The sequence below is a fragment of the Halobellus inordinatus genome (genome assembly GCF_024464655.1).
Classification (GTDB): Archaea; Halobacteriota; Halobacteria; order Halobacteriales; family Haloferacaceae; genus Haloquadratum; species Haloquadratum inordinatus.
The window spans coordinates 76,957-96,031 of sequence record NZ_JANHAV010000002.1 but is presented as its reverse complement, the minus strand read 5'-3'; the positions used below and the strand labels follow the sequence as shown (position 1 = coordinate 96,031).

General features: G+C 66.1%; 18 protein-coding genes. 8 read left to right on the top strand and 10 right to left on the bottom strand.

Annotated elements, in window-relative coordinates:
* A complete protein-coding gene (locus NO347_RS04735) occupies positions 1–1,170 on the bottom strand; it encodes an alpha-hydroxy-acid oxidizing protein (RefSeq protein WP_256288509.1) in 1,170 nt (389 codons plus the stop codon).
* 256 nt (positions 1,171–1,426) lie between these two features.
* Between NO347_RS04735 and NO347_RS04730 the strand changes: the two genes are divergently transcribed.
* Entirely contained in the window at positions 1,427–1,597 is a 171-nt protein-coding gene (locus NO347_RS04730) for a DUF7556 family protein (protein WP_199723005.1), read from the top strand.
* 73 nt (positions 1,598–1,670) lie between these two features.
* Here the strand turns inward: NO347_RS04730 and NO347_RS04725 are convergent, their stop codons facing one another.
* Positions 1,671–1,868 carry a helix-turn-helix transcriptional regulator gene (locus NO347_RS04725; protein ID WP_256288508.1) on the bottom strand — a complete coding sequence of 66 codons (198 nt, stop codon included), beginning with the start codon at positions 1,866–1,868 and terminating at the stop codon, positions 1,671–1,673.
* A complete protein-coding gene (locus NO347_RS04720) occupies positions 1,865–2,260 on the bottom strand; it encodes a DUF2178 domain-containing protein (protein ID WP_256288507.1) in 396 nt (131 codons plus the stop codon). The genes NO347_RS04725 and NO347_RS04720 overlap by 4 nt, the downstream gene beginning before the upstream one ends.
* Positions 2,261–2,427: 167 nt before the next feature.
* On the opposite strand from NO347_RS04720, the gene NO347_RS04715 reads away from it, so the two are divergent.
* The 3 genes from NO347_RS04715 to NO347_RS04705 all read left to right on the top strand — a co-directional run bounded on the left by NO347_RS04715 (position 2,428) and on the right by NO347_RS04705 (position 7,550).
* Positions 2,428–2,847: a PPC domain-containing DNA-binding protein gene (locus tag NO347_RS04715; RefSeq protein WP_121568792.1), complete on the top strand. Its 420-nt coding sequence runs from the start codon at positions 2,428–2,430 to the stop codon at positions 2,845–2,847.
* Positions 2,848–2,849: 2 nt separating this feature from the next.
* Positions 2,850–6,551, top strand: coding sequence for a DNA polymerase II large subunit (locus tag NO347_RS04710; RefSeq protein ID WP_256288506.1), 3,702 nt, complete (start codon positions 2,850–2,852; stop codon positions 6,549–6,551).
* A gap of 102 nt (positions 6,552–6,653) precedes the next feature.
* Positions 6,654–7,550 (top strand): ketopantoate reductase family protein, encoded by an 897-nt coding sequence (locus NO347_RS04705; protein WP_256288505.1) that lies wholly within the window; start codon positions 6,654–6,656, stop codon positions 7,548–7,550.
* Between the two features lie 89 nt (positions 7,551–7,639).
* Here NO347_RS04705 and NO347_RS04700 read toward each other — a convergent pair whose 3' ends face one another.
* The 3 genes from NO347_RS04700 to NO347_RS04690 form a co-directional block, all read right to left on the bottom strand.
* On the bottom strand, positions 7,640–9,187 hold the full coding sequence (locus tag NO347_RS04700; protein ID WP_256288504.1) for a sulfatase: 1,548 nt from the start codon (positions 9,185–9,187) through the stop codon (positions 7,640–7,642).
* A gap of 68 nt (positions 9,188–9,255) precedes the next feature.
* Positions 9,256–9,621, bottom strand: coding sequence for a NifU family protein (locus NO347_RS04695; RefSeq protein ID WP_256288503.1), 366 nt, complete (start codon positions 9,619–9,621; stop codon positions 9,256–9,258).
* A 70-nt stretch (positions 9,622–9,691) separates the two neighbouring features.
* Positions 9,692–10,009, bottom strand: coding sequence for a DUF5783 family protein (locus NO347_RS04690; RefSeq protein ID WP_256288502.1), 318 nt, complete (start codon positions 10,007–10,009; stop codon positions 9,692–9,694).
* A 145-nt stretch (positions 10,010–10,154) separates the two neighbouring features.
* Here NO347_RS04690 and NO347_RS04685 point away from each other — a divergent pair, with 145 nt between their 5' ends.
* From NO347_RS04685 to NO347_RS04675, 3 genes are all read left to right on the top strand, one after another.
* On the top strand, positions 10,155–11,246 hold the full coding sequence (locus NO347_RS04685; protein WP_256288501.1) for a CNNM domain-containing protein: 1,092 nt from the start codon (positions 10,155–10,157) through the stop codon (positions 11,244–11,246).
* 134 nt (positions 11,247–11,380) lie between these two features.
* Positions 11,381–12,262 (top strand): universal stress protein, encoded by an 882-nt coding sequence (locus NO347_RS04680; RefSeq protein WP_256288500.1) that lies wholly within the window; start codon positions 11,381–11,383, stop codon positions 12,260–12,262.
* 90 nt (positions 12,263–12,352) lie between these two features.
* On the top strand, positions 12,353–13,180 hold the full coding sequence (locus NO347_RS04675; RefSeq protein WP_256288499.1) for a DUF7847 domain-containing protein: 828 nt from the start codon (positions 12,353–12,355) through the stop codon (positions 13,178–13,180).
* 95 nt (positions 13,181–13,275) lie between these two features.
* Here NO347_RS04675 and NO347_RS04670 read toward each other — a convergent pair whose 3' ends face one another.
* The gene (locus NO347_RS04670) at positions 13,276–13,968 is read right to left on the bottom strand and encodes an RNA ligase partner protein (protein WP_121570818.1); all 693 of its coding nucleotides are present in this window, start codon (positions 13,966–13,968) and stop codon (positions 13,276–13,278) included.
* 182 nt (positions 13,969–14,150) lie between these two features.
* Between NO347_RS04670 and NO347_RS04665 the strand changes: the two genes are divergently transcribed.
* Positions 14,151–15,284, top strand: a complete 1,134-nt coding sequence (locus tag NO347_RS04665) for an RNA ligase (RefSeq protein WP_256288497.1) — start codon at positions 14,151–14,153, stop codon at positions 15,282–15,284.
* A gap of 129 nt (positions 15,285–15,413) precedes the next feature.
* Here the strand turns inward: NO347_RS04665 and NO347_RS04660 are convergent, their stop codons facing one another.
* The 3 genes from NO347_RS04660 to NO347_RS04650 form a co-directional block, all read right to left on the bottom strand.
* Positions 15,414–16,163 (bottom strand): acetoacetate decarboxylase family protein, encoded by a 750-nt coding sequence (locus NO347_RS04660; protein WP_256288496.1) that lies wholly within the window; start codon positions 16,161–16,163, stop codon positions 15,414–15,416.
* A 209-nt stretch (positions 16,164–16,372) separates the two neighbouring features.
* Entirely contained in the window at positions 16,373–17,824 is a 1,452-nt protein-coding gene (gene recJ, locus NO347_RS04655) for a RecJ family nuclease (protein WP_256288495.1), read from the bottom strand.
* Positions 17,825–17,890: 66 nt separating this feature from the next.
* A complete protein-coding gene (locus NO347_RS04650; protein ID WP_256288494.1) occupies positions 17,891–19,051 on the bottom strand; it encodes an MFS transporter in 1,161 nt (386 codons plus the stop codon).
* Positions 19,052–19,075: the final 24 nt, after the last annotated feature.

Genomic DNA, 19,075 nt, shown 5'->3' with positions numbered 1-19,075 from the left:
TCAGTCGGCCAGTACCGACTCGTCGACGTCCGCGACGTCGTCGTGGCCGACGAGCCCCAGCCCCAGGTCCAGATCGGCGAGGAAGTTCTCACAGACGGTGCGGACGCCGTCGGCCCCGTCGAGAGCCAATCCGTACACGAACGGGCGGCCGAGCAAGACGGCGTCAGCGCCGAGCGCGAGCGCCTTCAGCGCGTCCGCACCGCGTCGGATCCCGCTGTCGAACAGAACGTCGACCTCGTCGCCGACGGCGTCGGAGACCGCCGACAGTTGTTCGATGGCTGCGACCGCACCGTCGACCTGGCGGCCGCCGTGGTTCGAGACGACGACGCCGGCCGCACCTGCCTCGACCGCTCGCTCGGCGTCCGCGGGATGGAGAATGCCTTTCGGCACGACAGGGAGATCGCTGTACTCACAGAGCCACGCGAAGTCGTCCCAGGTGAGCGAGGGATCGCTGAACACCTCCAGGAATTCGTTGACGGCCGCGACCGGATTCTCCTCGACGTCGCCGTCGACGCGCGACTGGAACGTCGGGTCCGAGAAGTAGTTCGCGACGCCGTCGCGGTCGAGGAAGGGGAGGTAGCCGCGCTGCATATCCCGCTCGCGCCAGGCGAGCATCGGCGTGTCGAGCGTGACGACGAGGGCCTCGTAGCCGGCTTCCGTCGCCCGATCGACGAAGCTCTTCGCGAGGTCGTGGTCCGCGCTCCAGTACAGTTGGAACCACCCGGGCGCGTCGCCGAGTTCCTCGCGGATGCCCTCCATCGTCGTCGACGCCGCCGAACTGGAGATCATCCCCAGACCCAACTCGCGGGCGGCGCGGGCACTCGCCCGCTCGCCGTCCTCGTGGATGATCGACTGGACGCCGACCGGCGCGAGCATCACGGGGTGGTTCAGTTCGGTGCCGCAGACCGTCGTCGAGAGGTCCCGCTCGCTCACGTCCCGGAGCATCCGGGGGAGCAAGCGGTACTGGCGGAACGCCTCGCGGTTCCGGTCGACGGTGTCCTCGCCGCCCGCGCCGCCGGCAACGTAGTCGTACGCTTCGTCGGAGAGCGCCTCCAGTGCGGCAGCCTCCAGATCATCGAACGACATCGGGATGTCCGGCGTGTCTGCGGTCTCCGAGAACAGTTGCGCCTGGCGACGCGGCCCGGGTTGGGACGGGAGTTCGTCAGTCATACTTGCTGCGTGTTGGCATATCTGTATATAATTTACCTGATGGTTGTTAGGTGTCCGCACACTACCACACGCTCCGTAGTGTCGGGTTTCTTGGTAAGTCCTATCATACCAGTCGGTGCCGGAGTACCATTCGTCGACCCTCGAACGGTAGATGTGCATTATCGTGCTCTTTCAGACCGATAAATATACACATCCGTGGATTCCGTCACGACACCGATCCGACGGGTTTATGTATGGATGAGACACACTCACAAACATGACGCCGAATGCGACGGCCGCAGCGTCCGACGCGTCGCGCGCCGAGGTGATGGCCTCGGTGGACTCCACTCCCGCTCAATCGGAGTTCATTATCGCGGACATTTCCCGCGATGATGCGTGGCTTTCGATGCGAGTATCGGAGGCGCCGTCGCTCGACGAGTGGGCCTGACAGACCACTTCGCAGTCGCAGTAGCTTTCAGCGCTTTTTCGCAACCGAGCAGGTCGACAGCGACAGTCCCGCGTCACTCGTCGGCAGGGTCGAAGACGTCCTCGATGCGACACTCGAAATAGCCGGCGAGCGCGAACGCGAGTTCGAGTGACGGGTCGTAGCGCCCGCGTTCGACGGCGTTTATCGTCTGGCGAGTGACGCCGACTGCCTCGGCCAGTTCGGCCTGGCTGATTCCCGCGCGCTCGCGCCGCTCGGGGAGGTCGTTTTTCATACGCGCCGCCGAGCGACGAGCAGGAGGACGCCGTACGCACCGTAGACGACCGGAACGGTCAGAGCAATTGGCGTCAGCCACGTCGGCCAGGTGGTATATCCGAGAGCCACGAGGGCCGTCAGCGTCGGGAAGAAAACCGCCGAGGCCCACCCGAAGAGCGCGAGCGTCCACCCGGCGGCGCGCTCGTGGGTCCGCTCGTCGCGCTCGTCGAACAGCGTGCCCGCGTAGCTCACCCGGAGGTACCCCGCCGCACCGAGGAACGCGACGAACCCGACGACCCCGAGGAGCGGCCGGCCCAGAGCGATGAGCACGCCCAGCGCGAGTCCCGATAGTCCCGAGAGGACACCGTGTGCACGTCGATACGACCGTTCCGAAGCAGCGGTTGTCGACATCGTCTCTGTCATCGTGATCACGCGAGCTGTGTAAAGCTCGCTTTACAGTAAAGTATGCTTTACACTGATACCTAAATGTACCGGTCGGCGAGCGCCGGGTGTCGGCAGCGCCGAGGGCGGATGCGAACACAGTGAGGTTTTTGTCCGCGTCTCCCGAGCAACGGAGTATGCACTACCGCGAGGTCGACGCGAGCCGGGAGTTCCTGCTTCGGCTCGAGACGGGAGCCGACTGGCGCACCGAGATCGAGGAGTTCGCCGCCCTCGAAGAGATCGACGCCGCGTGGTTTCAGGCGATGGGCGCCGTTCAGGACGCCGAGGTGTGGTTCTACGATCAAGAAGACAAAGAGTACCACTCGGTAACGTTCGACGAACCGCTGGAAGTGGCAGCCTGCGTCGGCAACGTCTCTTACCTCGACGGCGAGCGCTTCGCACACACCCACGCCGTCCTCTCGCGGCCCTCCGGGCAGTCGCTCGCGGGGCACCTCAACGCCGCGACGGTATTCGCCGGCGAGGTGTACCTCCGGGCGTTCGAGGAGGGGCTCGAACGGGAGCACCACGAACTGACTGATCTGGACCTCTGGCTGTAGCCGTGCGCGAGGACGACGAACGGTACTTCGAGCGGATCGAATCCCGTCTCGACGAGGCGTTCGACCGCGCAGAGCGCGCCAAAGGCCGCGGCTACGACCCCGAGTCCGAGGTCGAGATTCCGGTCGCGAAGGATATGGCCGACCGCGTCGAGAACATCCTCGGCATCGCGGGCGTCGCAGAGCGCGTCCGCGAGCTAGAGGGACAGATGTCCCGCGAGGAGGCCGCACTCGAACTCGTCACCGACTTCGTCGAGGGGAGCGTCGGCGACTACGACAGCCGCGCCGGGAAGGTCGAGGGCGCGGTCCGGACAGCGGTCGCCCTCCTGACCGAGGGAGTCGTCGCCGCGCCCATCGAGGGCATCGACCGCGTCGAGATCCTCGAAAACGACGACGGCACGGAGTTCGTGAACGTCTACTACGCCGGCCCGATCCGCTCGGCCGGCGGGACCGCCCAGGCGCTCTCGGTGCTCGTCGCCGACTACGCCCGCTCGCTTCTCGGCATCGACGAGTACAAGGCCCGGTCCGACGAGATCGAGCGCTACGCCGAGGAGGTCGCCCTCTACGACAAAGAGACGGGCCTGCAGTACTCGCCGAAGGACAAGGAGACGAAGTTCATCGCCGAGCATATGCCGATTATGCTGGACGGCGAAGCCACCGGCGACGAGGAGGTCTCGGGCTTCCGCGACCTCGAACGCGTCGACACCAACTCCGCCCGCGGCGGGATGTGCCTCGTCCTCGCGGAGGGGATCGCGCTCAAAGCGCCGAAGATCCAGCGCTACACCCGCGGGTTAGAGGAGGTCGACTGGCCGTGGCTCCAGGACCTCATCGACGGCACCATCGGCAAGGACGGCGCGGACGCCGACGACGGCACCGAGGGCGAAAGCGACGGAGACGACGAGTCCGCCGCAGTAGGAGACGAGGACGGCGACGCCAGCGCAGAAAGCGAGGCGGCGGACGAAGACGGCGACGCGAACGAGGACGGCACGGACAGCGGCGACCCCAGTGGGCCGCCGCGCCTCGATCCCTCGACGAAGTACCTCCGTGACCTGATCGCCGGCCGCCCCGTCTTCGGCCACCCGAGCGCAGAGGGCGGGTTCCGCCTCCGCTACGGCCGCTCGCGAAACCACGGCTTCGCGACCGCCGGCGTCCACCCGGCGACGATGCACCTCGTCGACGACTTCCTCGCGACGGGGACGCAGATAAAGACCGAACGCCCCGGGAAGGCAGCCGGCGTGATCCCGGTCGACTCCATCGAGGGACCGACCGTGCGACTCGCCAACGGCGACGTGCGTCAGATCGACGACCCCGAAGAGGCGCTGGAGATCCGCAACGGCGTCGAGAAGATCATCGACCTCGGCGAGTACCTCGTCAACTTCGGCGAGTTCGTCGAGAACAACCACCCGCTCGCGCCCGCCTCCTACGTCTACGAGTGGTGGGTCCAGGAGTTCGAGGACGCCGGCGCGCCGGTACAGGCGCTCGAAGACGACCCCGGCGTCGACCTCGAACACCCGACGCCCGCGGAGGCCTACGAGTGGGCGACGACGTACGACTGCCCGCTGCACCCCGACTACACGTATCTCTGGCACGATGTTTCCGTCGAGCAGTTCGGGGCGCTCGCCGACACCGTCGACAGCGGACAGGTCCGCGCTGCGGAGGCCGACGGTGGCCTCGCCGGCGCGGACGGGAGCGCCGACCGCGACGCCGGTATCGCTGACGGACGCGGGGCGAACGAGGACGGCCGCAACGACGTTCTCGAACTCCCGAACTCCGAACCCATCGCGGAGACGCTCGAACACCTCCTCGTCGAACACACCCAGCGCGAGGAGACGATCCGCGTGCCGGAGTGGCGGCTCTTGGTTCGCTCGCTCGGGTTCGAGATCGACGCCGAGACGGGCTCGCTCGAACGGACGTGGAACCCGGACGACCTCTCGTCCCGTGCCCGTGAGTGGGACGACGGCGAGAGCGCGCTCGAAGCCGCGAACGAGGTCGTGCCCTTCGACCTCCGCGAGCGCGCGCCGACGCGCATCGGCAACCGGATGGGCCGCCCCGAGAAGTCCGAATCGCGCGACCTCTCGCCGGCAGTGCACACGCTCTTTCCCATCGGCGAGGCCGGCGGGAGCCAGCGCGACGTCGGCGAAGCCGCCCGCCTCCGGGACGATCAAGGCCGGCGTGGCGTCGTCGACGTCCGCGTGGGCGACCGCGTCTGCCCCGACTGCGACACCCACACCTACCGAACGACGTGCCCGGAGTGCGGCACGCACACCGAGTCGTACTACGAGTGTGAGGAGTGCGGCCGCGTCGTCGAACCCGACGAATCGGGCCGTGTGCACTGCGAGCGCTGCGAGCGCGACGTCACGAGCCCCGAGTGGTTCTCCATCGACGTCGGCGAGGAGTACCGGGAGGCCCTCGAAGCGGTGGGCGAGCGCGAATCGGCCTACGACATCCTGAAAGGCGTCAAGGGACTCACCTCAGCGGACAAGACGCCCGAGCCGATGGAGAAGGGAGTCCTCCGCGCGAAGAACGGCGTCACGTCGTTCAAGGACGGCACGGTCCGCTACGATATGACCGACCTCCCGGTCACCGCGGTCCGGCCCGCCGAGCTCGACGTGACCGCCGCCGACTTCCGCGAACTCGGCTACGAGACGGACATCGACGGCGAACCCCTGCAGTTCGACGATCAGCTCGTCGAGCTGAAAGTCCAGGACATCGTCCTCTCGGACGGCGCGGCCGAGCACATGCTCAAGACCGCGGACTTCGTCGACGACCTCCTAGAGCAGTTCTACGACCTACCGCCGTTCTACGAGGTCGACGACCGCGAGGACCTCGTCGGCGAACTCGTCTTCGGGATGGCACCGCACACCTCCGCCGCGGTCGTCGGCCGCGTCGTCGGCTTCACGTCTGCGGCCGTCGGCTACGCGCATCCGTACTTTCACGCCGCAAAACGGCGGAATTGCGACGGCGACGAAGACTGCGTGATGCTGCTGATGGACGGCCTGCTCAACTTCTCGAAAGACTACCTGCCCGACAAGCGCGGCGGGCAGATGGACGCGCCGCTCGTGATGTCCTCGCGGATCGATCCCAGCGAGATCGACGACGAGGCGCACAATATGGACATCGTCCGGCAGTACCCGACTGAGTTCTACGAGGCCACGCGAGAGCTCGCGGACCCAGAGGACGTCGAAGACCTGATCCAACTGGGCGAAGACACGCTCGGCACCGACGACGAGTACCGCGGCTTCGACCACACCCACGACACCTCGAACATCGCGCTCGGCCCCGATCTGTCGGCGTACAAGACGCTCGGGTCGATGATGGATAAGATGGACGCGCAGTTGGAACTCTCGCGAAAGCTCCGGGCGGTCGACGAGACCGACGTCGCAGAGCGCGTCATCGAGTATCACTTTCTCCCCGACCTGATCGGGAACCTCCGGGCGTTCTCACGGCAGGAGACGCGGTGTCTCGACTGCGGCGAGAAGTATCGCAGGATGCCGCTGACCGGCGACTGTCGCGAGTGCGGCGGCCGAGTGAATCTCACGGTGCACCAGGGCTCGGTGAACAAGTATATGGACACCGCCATTCACGTCGCCGAGGAGTTCGGCTGCCGCGAGTACACGAAACAACGGCTCGAAGTCTTAGAGAAGAGTCTCGAATCTGTCTTCGAAAACGACAAGAACAAACAGTCAGGTATTGCGGACTTTATGTGAACGCACCTGTTTCGCCGGGGCCTCACGCCGCCCGATCTCCGCTCGACTCCCATTCCAACCGCCTCCACCCGCTTTTTTGCGTCCGGCCGCCTCCCGCGTCGTATGAACGTTCTCGTCTTCGGCGCGGGGAGCCTCGGCACGCTGCTCGGCGGCCTGCTCGCGCGCACGCACGACGTGACTCTCGTCGGCCGCGACCCACACATCTCGGCCGTCCGCGAGTCAGGCGTCGAAATCTCGGGGGGCGTCGAGGCGCACACGCACCCGGATGCGACGACGAACGGTGCGGGGCGTGAGGCCGACGTCGCGCTCGTGACGGTCAAAGCGTTCGACACCGAGGACGCCGCCGCGGCGCTCGCGACCGGCGAGCGCGAGGCCGTCTGTTCACTCCAGAACGGCTTGACCGAGGAAACCCTCGCCCGCGGGCTAGCGTGTCCGGTACTCGCCGGGACAGCGACCTACGGGGCCCGACTCGCAGGTCCCGGACACGTCGTCTGCACGGGCGTCGGGCGCGTCGTCGTGGGCAACCGAGACGGCGGGCGCCACCCCTGGGCCGAACGCCTCGGGAAGGCGTTCCGCGACGCCGACGTCCGAACGCTCGTCGCGGCCGATATGCCCCGCCGTCGCTGGGAAAAGCTCGCGGTCAACGCCGGCATCAACGCCGTCACGGCGCTCGCGCGGGTCGAGAACGGCGCGCTCGCGTCGGGCCCGGGCGCGGAGACGGCGCGACGGGCCGCTCGTGAGACGGCCCGTGTCGCCCGCGCGTCCGGCGTCGACCTCCCGACCGACCGCGCCGAAGCGGCACTGGAGACCGTCATCGACGCGACGGCGGCGAACCGCTCGTCGATGCTGCAGGACGTCGACGCCGGTCGGCGCACCGAGAGCGACGCGATCAACGGTGAAGTGGTTCGCCGGGCGGAAGAGCACGACCTGCGGGTTCCGGTAAACCGAACGCTGACCGATCTCCTCAGAGCCTGGGAAGACGGACACGGCGTGCGCTGAAAAGCTATAGTAGCATTTGCTGATTGCTCATCCGATCGCACGACAGCGGACGATCCGATGCGTGAAGACTTGCAAGTGCTACTATAGTACTACTCCAGATAGCCGAGGTCGCGAAGCCGCTCTTGGGCCTCGTCGTCCATCTCGTCGACGCTGTCGTCGGAGACGTCGTCGTCGAGCGCGTCGGTCCACGCACCGCCGACGGCGGACTCGAACGCGGCGAGCGTCTCGTCTGTCGCCTCGATCGCGGGGTCGTCGGCGTCGGCGAGATTTTCCGTCTCGGCGGGGTCCTCGTCGATCCGGTAGGCCTCGTCTTCGATGCGGTCGATGCGGACGTACTTCGCGTCTGTCCGGCGTGCGGCGCGCATCCGCGAGTAGAACCGTGAATCGCTCGGGAGCGTGATGCCGGCGTCGGCCGCTTTCTCCTCCAGTTGATTCAACTCCACGACGGGCCGGGAGTACTCGACGAACGCGTAGTCGCCGTCGCCGCGCTGTCCCGGATCGCGGTCGGCGGCGTCGAGGTCCTCGAAGGCGCGATAGGAGTCGGAGACGAGCGAGCGGGTGCGATCGAGCGCGACGGCGTCTTCCGCTGGGGACGCCGGCGTGCCGCCGTCGACGTCGAGGACGTCGAGGACGGTGTGATACAGGTCGACGAGTTCGACCTGGTCCTCTCGGCGATCGGCGTCGAGCGCGGGGTGTTTGATCATCAGCGGGACGTTCACGAGCGGGTCGTACAGACAGAACTCGTGGCCGTAGAGGTCGTGTTCGCCGTGGAGTTCGCCGTGATCCGCGCAGACGACGACCATCGTATCGTCCCACTTGCCTTCCGCTTTCAGCCAGTCGAACAGGCGGCCGAGTTGATCGTCGATGTGCGCGATTTCGGCGTCGTAGAGGCCGCGGATATCCGCCCACTCGTCGTCGCTGATGTCGCGTGCACCGGAGTTGTACTCCTTGGAGTTTTGACACACTTCCGCGGAGTCGACGCCCGGTGCGAACTCTTCTGCGAACTCCTCGGGCGGGTGGTACGGGAGGTGTGCATCCATCAGATTGATGAATGCGAACGACTGGTCGGCGTCTGCGATGAACGACTTGGTTCGGTCGATCACTGCGGGCGTCTTCGAGTCGGCCCCCTCGCTGTCGGCGAAATACTCGTGGGCGGTGTTACCGAGGCTCACTAGCTTGTCCGCGAGTGTCCGAAGTGCCTCGTTGTCGTTCATCGCCTTCCACGCGCGAGCGAGCGGTCCCGAGAGGAACTCGCCGGGCATCACCTCGAAGAAGTTGTCCTGATCGTCGAATCCGTCAGTCAAGTGGGTGTACGGCGTGATCCACGCGTTCGAGGAGTAACAGGCGGTGTCGTAGCCCGCCGACGAGAGCGTCTGTGCCAGCGTGGTCGCACCCTCCAGATACGGGTTCTCCTGGTCCGCACCGTGCTGTGAGGGATACATCCCGGTAAAGAGAGAGGCGTGAACGGGCAGCGTCCACGGCGCGGGTGCGACGGCCTGCTCGAAGACGGTCGCCTCCTCGGCGAACTCGGCGAGGTTCGGCGTCGTCGGGCGGTCGTACCCGTACGGCGTGAGGCGGTCCTTACGGACCGTATCCATCACCACGAAGAGGACGTTCTCGGGCGATTCGATGCTCATACCCACCCTCGCAGCGAGGGCATCAAAGAGTCACCGGTCCCAGGTCGAACTCGACCCGATGGTCGGGATCAGAACGGGGCCTGGGGACCTTCGTCGCTGTCGGCGTCGTCGGCCTCGCTCGTACTCTCGCCGGGGAAGGAGGGGGACATTCCGCCGTCGTGGCCGCCGCCGCCCATTCCGGTCTCGGCGTGGACGGTCTCGATCTCGGGGATCTCTTTGACCATCCGGCTCTTGATCGCCTGGATCGTCATCGGAGAGATGCCACAGCCGGAGCAGGCACCACCGAGCATAACGGTGACCTCGCCCGTCTCGCGGTCGAGGTGCTGGATGGCGGCCGAGCCGCCGTGCATCTGAATCTGTGGGAAGTTGCGGCGCAGGAAGTTCGTGACGCGCTCTTTCAGGTCGTCGTCGCCGTTCGCGGCGTCCGTGCTCATACCGATCGCTTCGGTGTGGACGGGCTTAGGCCTTTGGTTCCCTCCAATAGCGGCGGGCAGCGAAGCCGCCTCAATCGTCGAGATCGAAGACGCGACGGTGCTGCTCGCGGAGTTCTTCGACGTACCGATCGAGCACTGTCGAGAGCTTCTCGTCGTCGACGATGACGGCCGTCAGTCGCTCCGTGGGGTTCTCGGGGAGTTCGATCCGGAAGTCGCCGTCCTCGTAGAACGGCTCGGACTCGTTGAGGATCTGCTGGTCGATGGCGTGGATCAGTTCCGAGTCGTACTGGTCGTTCATCGTCTCGAAGGCGTTCTTGTACGCGCGCTGGAGTTCGGAGAAGTAGTTCGCGTACTTGTCCTCGAACTTCTCGGGATCGAAGTCGGTCATACCCGTGATTGGCCGGGTCGGTACAAACCGGTTTTGTCCGGGCGCGGCAGAGTCGGCGTCCCGGCTCAGCAGGGTCGGCGTCTCGGCTCCGCGGCGACAGCCCGAGTCCCCCACGTATTTGTCGCGGGAGCGACGAATCCGCCGTATGAACGGCCTCGAGATCTCCCTCCGACTGCTCGCCGGTCTCGCGCTGATTCTGGTCAACGGGTTCTTCGTCGCCATCGAGTTCGCGCTCACCCGCGTGCGGCAGTACTCCGAAGCCGAGTTCGACAAACCGGGCCTGCGTCGCGCGTGGGAGATGACCGACGACCTGGAGATCTACCTGACGAGCTGTCAGGTCGGTATCACGGCCTCCAGTATCGCCGTCGGGATCGTCGCCGAACCGGCACTAGCGGCACTCTTCGAGCCGTACTTCCAGGCGACGGTCCTGGCGTCGATCGGCGCCGGCGGCGTCTTGGCGTTCCTGATTATCAACCTCCTGCACCTCACGCACGGCGAGCAGACCCCGACGTACCTCGGCGTCGAGCGTTCGAAGTTCGTCGCCCGCTACGGCGCGACGCCGCTGTACTGGTTCGCGAAAATCATCTCGCCGATCATCACGATCGGCGACACCGTCGCGAAGTGGACGCTCAAACTGTTCGGAGTCGAGATGACCGGGGCCTGGCTCGAAGCCGAGACCGACGCCATCGAGTCGCGGGCGGATCTCCGTCACGAACTCGGCTCGGTGCTCGACCGCGGCGATCTGCCCGAGGAGCGGCGCGAGGAGGTTCTCAACGCCCTCACGGTCGGCGACCGCTCGATCCGCGACGAGATGACCCCCGCCGAGGACGTCGTCTTCCTCTCGACGACCGCGTCGGTCGTAGAGAACCTCGAACGGATCGGTGACAGTCCACACACCCGGTTCCCGCTCGTCGGCGCGGATCCCGAAGACTTCCGCGGGATCGTTTACGTGCCGACCGTCGTCGCGAACGTCGACGACCTTCGGGACGGGACCACGACGTTCGAGGAGATCGCCGCGCCACCGATGACGCTGTCGGCGGATACGCTCATCAGCGAGGCGATCGATCAGTTTCAGGTGGAGCGACAGGAGCTCGCGCTCGTCCTCGACGGCGGTGACGTCGCTGGCCTCCTGACGGCGACGGACGCCTTCGAGGCCGTGATGGGCGACCTCGAAGACCCGCTCGACGTCGAAGCCGACGACGAAGACCACCCCATCTCGCCTGACGACACCGAGTGAGCGCCGCTGGCGCCGGGCAGTCGTCCACAGACGGAGACGACCACCGGATCACAGGAAACGATCACCGGATCATAGAAAGTACAACCTAATTACATATCCGACGCTATTTGGGGGCTCGCGTGGATTGCGAAAGTATGTTCGAGGAGGTTCTCTTTCCGACCGACGGCGGCGAGGGCGCAGCGCGGGTACTCGATCACGTGCTCGATCTGGCCGTCGCACACGAGGCGACGTTGCACGTCCTCACGGCCGCTGGCCCCGGCGGCGACCGGCTCACTCACGGCGGCGAGGTCGCCGAGGCGGTCGAGTCAGAGGCGGAAACGATCGTCGCGGACGCCGCCGACCGCGCCGCCGACCGGGGCGTCGAGACCGTCACGACGGTCCGGCGTGGCGAGCCCTACGAAGCGATCGTCGAGTACGCCGAGGAGACGGGCGTCGGCCTCGTCGTGATGCCCACGCACGGACGCACGGGAATCGAACGGCTCGTCCTCGGGAGTACGACCGAGCGCGTCGTCAGGCGTTCGAACGCCCCTGTACTCACCGTGCAACCCGACGAGGAGTCCGATCTCGACTACCCCTACGAGCGCATCCTCGTCCCGATCGACGGTAGCGACTGTGCCACGACGGCGCTCTCGTTCGGCGCGAACCTCGCGGCCGCTGACGACGCCACGCTGAACCTCCTCTCCGTCGTCGACATCGCCCACCTCGGTCTCGACGTGCGGGTCGACCTCCAGATCGAACAGTTGGAATCGAACGCACAGCAGTTCGTCGACGACGGCGTCCGCGTCGCAACCGAGGCCGGCGTCGACGAGGCCGACATCACGGGCCACGTCGAGACGGGAACGTCGATCTACCGGACGATCTGCTCGTACGTCGACGAACACGATATCGACCTCGTCGTGATGGGCACGCACGGCCGCACGGGCCTCGATCGCTACCTGCTCGGCAGCGTGACCGAGAAAATCCTCCGAACGGCGTCTGTCCCGGTGTTGACGGTTCGAGAGCGACAGATCGAGTAGAGAAGGGCGCCCAGCGCGTTCACACAGCGACAGGCGACGACGGCGACCACACCAGACTTTTTGTGCGGGTGCGGAGAACTGTACCCTCGTATGGCCGTCCTGACAGCCCTCCGACAGAGCCCCGGCGCCCTCCTCCGAAATCCGGTGCTCTTCGTACCGATACTCGCGCTGATGATCGTACAGTTCCCGATACTGCTCCTCCAGTCGGTCAATCCGCTGCTCGCGAGCGTCGCCTCCGCGGCGCTGTCGCTCGTGTTCGTCGCCGCGATGCCGTTCGTACAGGGCGGACTGTTCGCGATGGCTGACGAGGCCCTCGGCGGCCGAACGGCGCTCGACACGTTCGTCGCTGCCGGCAAGCAATACTACGTCGCGATCCTGATCGCGTATCTCGTCCTCGTCGCGGTCAACTTCGTGTTCGGGATGTTCGGATTCGCCGCGAGCATCGCCGGCGGCGTGCTGTTCCTCGGAAGCGGCGGCTTCCAGAGCGCAAACCTCGCCGCGCTCGCCGTGATCGGCGTAGTGGTCGCCGTGGCGTTGCTGGCGTACCTGCTGATCGTCTTCTTCGTCCAGTTCTACGGACAGGCGATCGTCCTCGAAGACAGAGACGCCGTCGACGGCCTCAAGCGAAGCGTCGGGGTCGTCCGCGGGAACCTCCTGAGCACGTTCGGATACACGGTGCTCGCGGGCGTGGTCGGTGGCCTCCTCGGGAGCGTCTTCGCCGTCAGTTCGTACTTTCTCACGCCGAGCACGACGCCGGGTTCGACGATGGGACCGGGGATGGCAGCGGCCGCGCCGCAGACGTCAGCATCGATCGCTGGCCTCGCCGGCGTCACCGCGTTGATCGTCGTCCTCGGAACGCTGTTCGGCGGATTCTTCACCGTGTTCTCGGTGTCGTTCTACCGCGAGATCACCGGGTGACTGTGACGTAGCCGCGGCGAGGTGTACATATCCTCTCAGATCCGAAAGCGGTTCTCAACGACCAAAGGCGCACCGCAGAGGAGTTCGATGGGTGTCTACTCGGGTGCGTAGCCCTCGGCGCCCGTCGCCCGAAGGTACTCCTCCAGTAAGGTCGGGAACTGCCCGCCGCGGACGTAACGGAGGCCGAACTCGTCCGCCCACGAGATGATTCCCCGGTCTTCGGTGACGACGCCGGCGTCGAGTTCCCGCGCGAGCACGAGGAGGTCGAAGTCCTCCCGGGAGTCGAGGACGCCCTGCCGGAGCGCTTTCCGGTACTTGTCCCGCATATTCGAGAGAATTCGGTCGGCCTCGGTCATATAGTCGGCCGCGCCGTCGTCGATGTCGCCCTGCGCGAGGTTGGCCGGGTCGAGTTGTTCGACCTCGCGAAGCGCCTTCTCGGAGACGCGGAGGCCTCGATCCACCCGGTCGCTCATCTCGTCGATGAAGTCGTAGACGATGTTCGCCGGGATGGTGACGCCGTAGCGGTCGGGGCTCTTGCGGACGACCCACGTGTCGAGCCGCGAGAACACCTCGTCGTCGACATCGCGGTCGCGGAGCATCGTCGCGAGCTCGTCGTGAATGGAGGGCGGCATATGACAGGAGATGTTGAGTTCCAATCGGGCCGTCGCGACGAGGTCGAGCAGTCTGAGCACGGCGTCGGTCAGCGACTCGTCGTCCCGGCGGATCTCCTCGGTGATGAAGAGCGACGTGTCGAGGACGAACTGCTGGCGCGGAAGGTCACCGGGCATACCTCGCTGTTCGTGAGTGAACCCTAAAGAGGTCATCCCCTATAGTAGCGTTTGCAAGTCTTTACTCACTCGATCGCACGACTGCGTGCGATCTGATGAGCAATCAGTTGCAAACGCTACTATAGAGCCGACCGGACGCGCCACGGGCCGACTCTTTTCACCGAATCTCCCGGAGTATCGGTATGGACGAACGCGCGTGCTTCGAGCGGCTGGACTCGACCGCGTCGGATCCCGCTGGACTGTTCGAACACTTCGAGCAGCGCACGGTCGGCGGCGAGACAGTCTACGTACTTCCCGACTCCCGTCACGGCGTCGAGCGCGGGACCGTGATTCTCGGCGACGACGCCATCGTACGTGGCTATCCGAGCATCCCGCGCGTGCTCGCACTCGACGCCGGCGTCACCTCGTTCTTCGAGACCGGCGAGACCGTCGTCGCCGAGGAGAAACTCGACGGGTTCAACGTCCGCGTCGCGGCCGTCGGGGACTCGGACGAGCCGCTCGCGTTCACGCGCGGCGGGTACGTCTGCCCCTACACGACTGCGAAAGCGCGAGAACTGCTCGAAATGGGACCATTCTTCGAGAATCACCCAAAAGAGATGCTGTGCGCCGAACTGATCGGTCCCGAGACGCCGTACTCCACGCACGACTACGACGGCGTCGACTCGTACGCGATTCGCGTGTTCGACGTTCGCGACCGCGAATCGGGCGACCCGTTCTCGGTCTCGGAGCGACGTGATCTCTGCGAACGGTACGACTTCCCGCAGCCCCGGCTGTTCGGCCGATACGAGCCAACGGAACTCCCCGAGCAGATTCACGACGTCATCGACGACCTCGACGACGCCGAACGAGAAGGCGTCGTGATGAAGACGGCCGACAGCGAGTCGATGGTGAAATACACCACCGAGAGCCAGCACCACGAGGAACTCGCGTACGCGTTCTCGCTGCCGTTCGATCTCGGTCGGGATTTCGTCTTCTCTCGTATCACCCGCGAGGCGTTTCAGGCCGCCGAGTTCGACGAGAGCGAAGAACGGCTCCGGGACCGAGCCCACGACCTCGGCGAGTCGATCCTCCTCCCGGCCGTCGAGACCATCCGGGATGTCGACGCGGGTGAGACCGTCGGTGAACGACATCGTGTGCGCGGGGACGCCGACGAGCTCGACGCACTGCTGGAGCACCTGCGCGATCAGTCGCTGACGGTCGAGGTAGAAGCGGATTACCGGGAGAACGGCCACCGCGTCGTCGAGTTCTGCAAAGTTGCCGAATCCACGATCGACCGCGTCCAGTACTATCTGGATGGCGGTACCTACGACGAGTGAACGCGAGAAGCTTATTTTGTATATCGTCATAGAGTTTATTGGAGGTCACGCACGTCTAACGAACGAGCGAGGAGGACACCTAGAACGCCCGAGAACCGCGGTTCGCGCCGATCTCGTTGGAGTCGTTTCTCAACGGCTCTCTATCGGCTCTCCGGTTTCGATGACGAACTCCGCGTCCGCCGCGAAACGAAGCAGCGCGCGATCACCGAGATCGAGCGATTTCAGCTGTCGCCCTCGGGGATGATCTCCCAGCGAGTACGTGACCCGGCTGTAGGGCCAGAATCCGACATCGCCGTCGAGCGTCAACGCTTCCCGCAGTACGTGGCCGTCCTTGATCGTATAGCTCACCGACGACCGGGTTTGTTCGAACGTCGGCGGCCGAGGGATCGTTATATCGATAACGCGTTGATCGTTCACCGTGACGGTCGTTCGGCGTTCCGAACCCCGGTCGACGTGGGTGATGTCTCCGACTTCCTTCGGGTAGCCCCAGACGTCGACACCGAGTGCTTTCGCGGGTTCGGTAGTCACGGGAAGGTACCAGACGTACCCGCTCACGCCGTGAGTGAGAATCGACGCGTAGGGGGGTGGACCCGAGCCAGCAGTAGCGGGTACGAGAGCGCCGAACTCGTTGTACGGTTCGATCTCACCGCGACGCCCAATTCGGTGGTACTCGACGCACAGGAACGTCACGCCGGCTCGGCCCGGCGTCAGTCGAATCGGAGTCAGCCCGTCCGGAAGCAGTGCACGAGCAGCGAGGGGATCGGCCGACAGGACGACGCCGGTCATCCTTGCCTCCGTGACGAGCGGCAACTCGACTCGGTGGCCCGTAGAGAGTGTGATAGTCTCTTTTTTCGTGTCGCGAGAGAGAGTCTCAACCATATCTGAGACGACATCGACCAGCGCCAAGTGCATTATTGTGAACTACTCGTCCGCCACTGACCGGAAACGGCACAGAGTAAACTAGATAACGCTATACAAAATTGGTTGGTCCGGCCGCGGTGAATCGGCAGATCGGCGATGAGTCGAAAGAAGACGGCAGCGGCACGTGGACTACGAGAGAAAACCGGAATCGAGAGACCGACGACGGCTCAGGAGAGTTGCTCGCCGACGATACGGTCGGCCTCGGCGACGAACTCCGTCTGTGTTCCAGTCGGGATCGTCGCGCCCGCGGCGACGTCGTGACCGCCGCCGTCGCCGCCGACCGCTCGTGAGGCCTCGCGCATCACGCGCGAGAGATCCAGCCCTTTGCGGACGAGTCCGTGCGACCCGCGCGCACTGACTTTCACCTCCTCGTCGGACTTCTCCGCGAACGCGAGAATCGGGATGTCGCCGCGGACGCCGGAGGCTCCGACGGCCATCCCGGCGACGATACCGACGATCGTCTCGCGGATGCGCGTGCCGGCGTCGAACCATTGGACGTTGTCTTCGACAGTCGTCCCCTCGTTTTTGACCCACTGCAGCCCTTCCGAGAGGTTGCGGCGGTGATTTCGGAGGAGTTTGCGTGCACGGGCGAGCGCATCTTCTCGGTCGCCCAGACACACCGCGAGGCCGACGTCGGCGCGCTCGTACCGTGCGGTCGCGTTCAGGAGCGTCGAGAACTCGCTGACGTCGCGGAGTTCTGTTCCGGGCGACTCGTCGGTGAGCGTGTAGGTCGTCCCGACGAGGTCGTCGATCCGATCTGCGGGGACGCCCGAGGCCATCGCGCGTTTCAGGAGGCCGCTCACGACGGTCTGTCGCTCGTCCATCGTCAGATCGACCCAGCGACGCCACTCGCCGTCGTGTTTCAAATCGAGATCGAGTCCCGAGAGGAACTCGATCGCCCCGTTCTCGTCGTTCGTGATGCCCGGAATCCGGACGTCGCTCGCGTATTCGAGAAACTTCGGAAGCGGGCGCGTCTGGCGGCCATAGACGAGGAGGTCCGTCGCCTCCTCGAGCACGTCGGCGGCGACGCCCTCCTCGACGATGCCCTGATTCGCGCCCGAGAGCCCACCGTCGGTGCCCTGCATATCGCCGACCGCGCCGACGACCGCGAGGCCGGCGAGGTCGCGGTTGTCGCTCTCCGGCGGTTCGAGTGCGCGCGCGAGCGTGTAGCTGGCACCGGCCCCGGAGAGTTCCGACGCGCCGTCGAGCCCGAAAAGAAGTGGGTTGAGGTGGAACGCCGGTTCGTCAACCCCGTCGGGGACCTCCGCCGGCTGGTGATGGTCGGCGACGACGGGGGTGAACGCGCCGTCAGCCGCGTAGGGCGCGACGACGTCCAACTGGCCACTCCCGAAGTCAGTGAACAGAACTGTGTCGTAGTCGGTGGCGGCAATGCGAGCGACCTCCCGCTCGTCGAGTTGCTTCGCGAACACGGTCTCGAAGGGGATCTCGGCACGTTCGAGCGCCGTCGCGGCGATGGCCGCGCTCGTCAGCCCGTCGGCGTCGATGTGCGACGCGAGCAGCACACGGTCGGCACTCTGTAGTCGCTCCGCGCAGGCGACCGCCCGCTCCCGCAGTTCGGGGACCGGTCCCTCGGCGCTCGGCGTCGTGTCCGCGCTCATATCCGGGCGTGGGGCGCTCTCGGATTTAAATCTGCGCTCCAGTCCGCCGCGGTGGCTCGCCGCGGCTTACGTTCGGCGGGTGACGAGCAGCAGCAGGAGCGTGGCCGCGCCGGCGGTGAGTGCCAGGAGCGCCCAGGCAGCGTCGTAGCCGCCGGTCTCGACGAGGAAGCCGAAAATCGGCGGCGTCACCACGCCGCCGACGTTGATCGCGGTCTGCCCGCCGGCGGTCGCCGCGCCCACTTCGTCGCCGTCGACGAGGTCGGTGAGACACGAGTAGAAGACGCCCGTCGAGCCGTGGATCGAGAGTCCGAGGCCCGCGAAGAGGACGAGCACGGGGACGAGCGACCCCGGATCGAACGCGAGCGTTCCGAACAGTGCGGTTCCGAGCCCGAGTTGGCCGAGCGCGACGAGCGCGGCACCGCGTGCGCCGCCAAGCCGGTCGGCGAGGCTACCCGCGCCGACGCGGGCGACGCTCCCCGTGATCTGCGTGAGCGCGAGCGCGATCCCGCCGATGGCGGCGCTGGCACCGACGGCGTCCTGCACGTAGAGGACGATGTACCCGAGCATCGTGAAGATAGATGCCCCGAGAAACAGACCGGCCGCGACGAGGGCGGCGTACGCGCGCTGCTCGAACAGGCCCGTCACGTCCGGGACCGAGAGCTCGCCGGTACCCTCCTTGCCCCGGTAGTGCGCAGCGAACAGGGCAGCGTAGCCCACAGCCAGGAGCGCGATCACCCAGAAGCCGACCTGCCACGCGAGGACGGCGGCGACGCCCGTGACGAGGAGTGAGGCCGCCGCGCTGCCGGTCGTGACGCCGACCTGCTTGAGCCCCATCGCGAGGTTCGTCTGCCCCGTCGGTGCGTGCGCGACGATACCGCGGTTCGAGGCTGGCATCGCCGTCGAGTACGCCGCGCCGAGGACGCCGCCCGCCGCGAGGACGGTCGCGTACGTCGGCGCGAAGGAGACGCCGACTGCGGCAGCAGCGAGCGCGAGCAGACCGGCGATCATCACCGGACGTTCGCCGTAGCCGTCGACGGCGGCCCCGCTCGGAAAGAGCGTCACGGTGTAGCCGACGAGCGCGGCCGTCAGAAAGAGGCCGACGAGCGACTCAGAAAGCGTGAACGCCTCGCGGACGAACCCCGTCGCGGCGAAAATGCTGTAGTAGCAGAGACTCGCGGCCGTCTGCCACCCTGCGACGAGACCGACCGATCGCCAGTCACGCGACACGCTCGCGTCGTCGGAGTGCGGCGG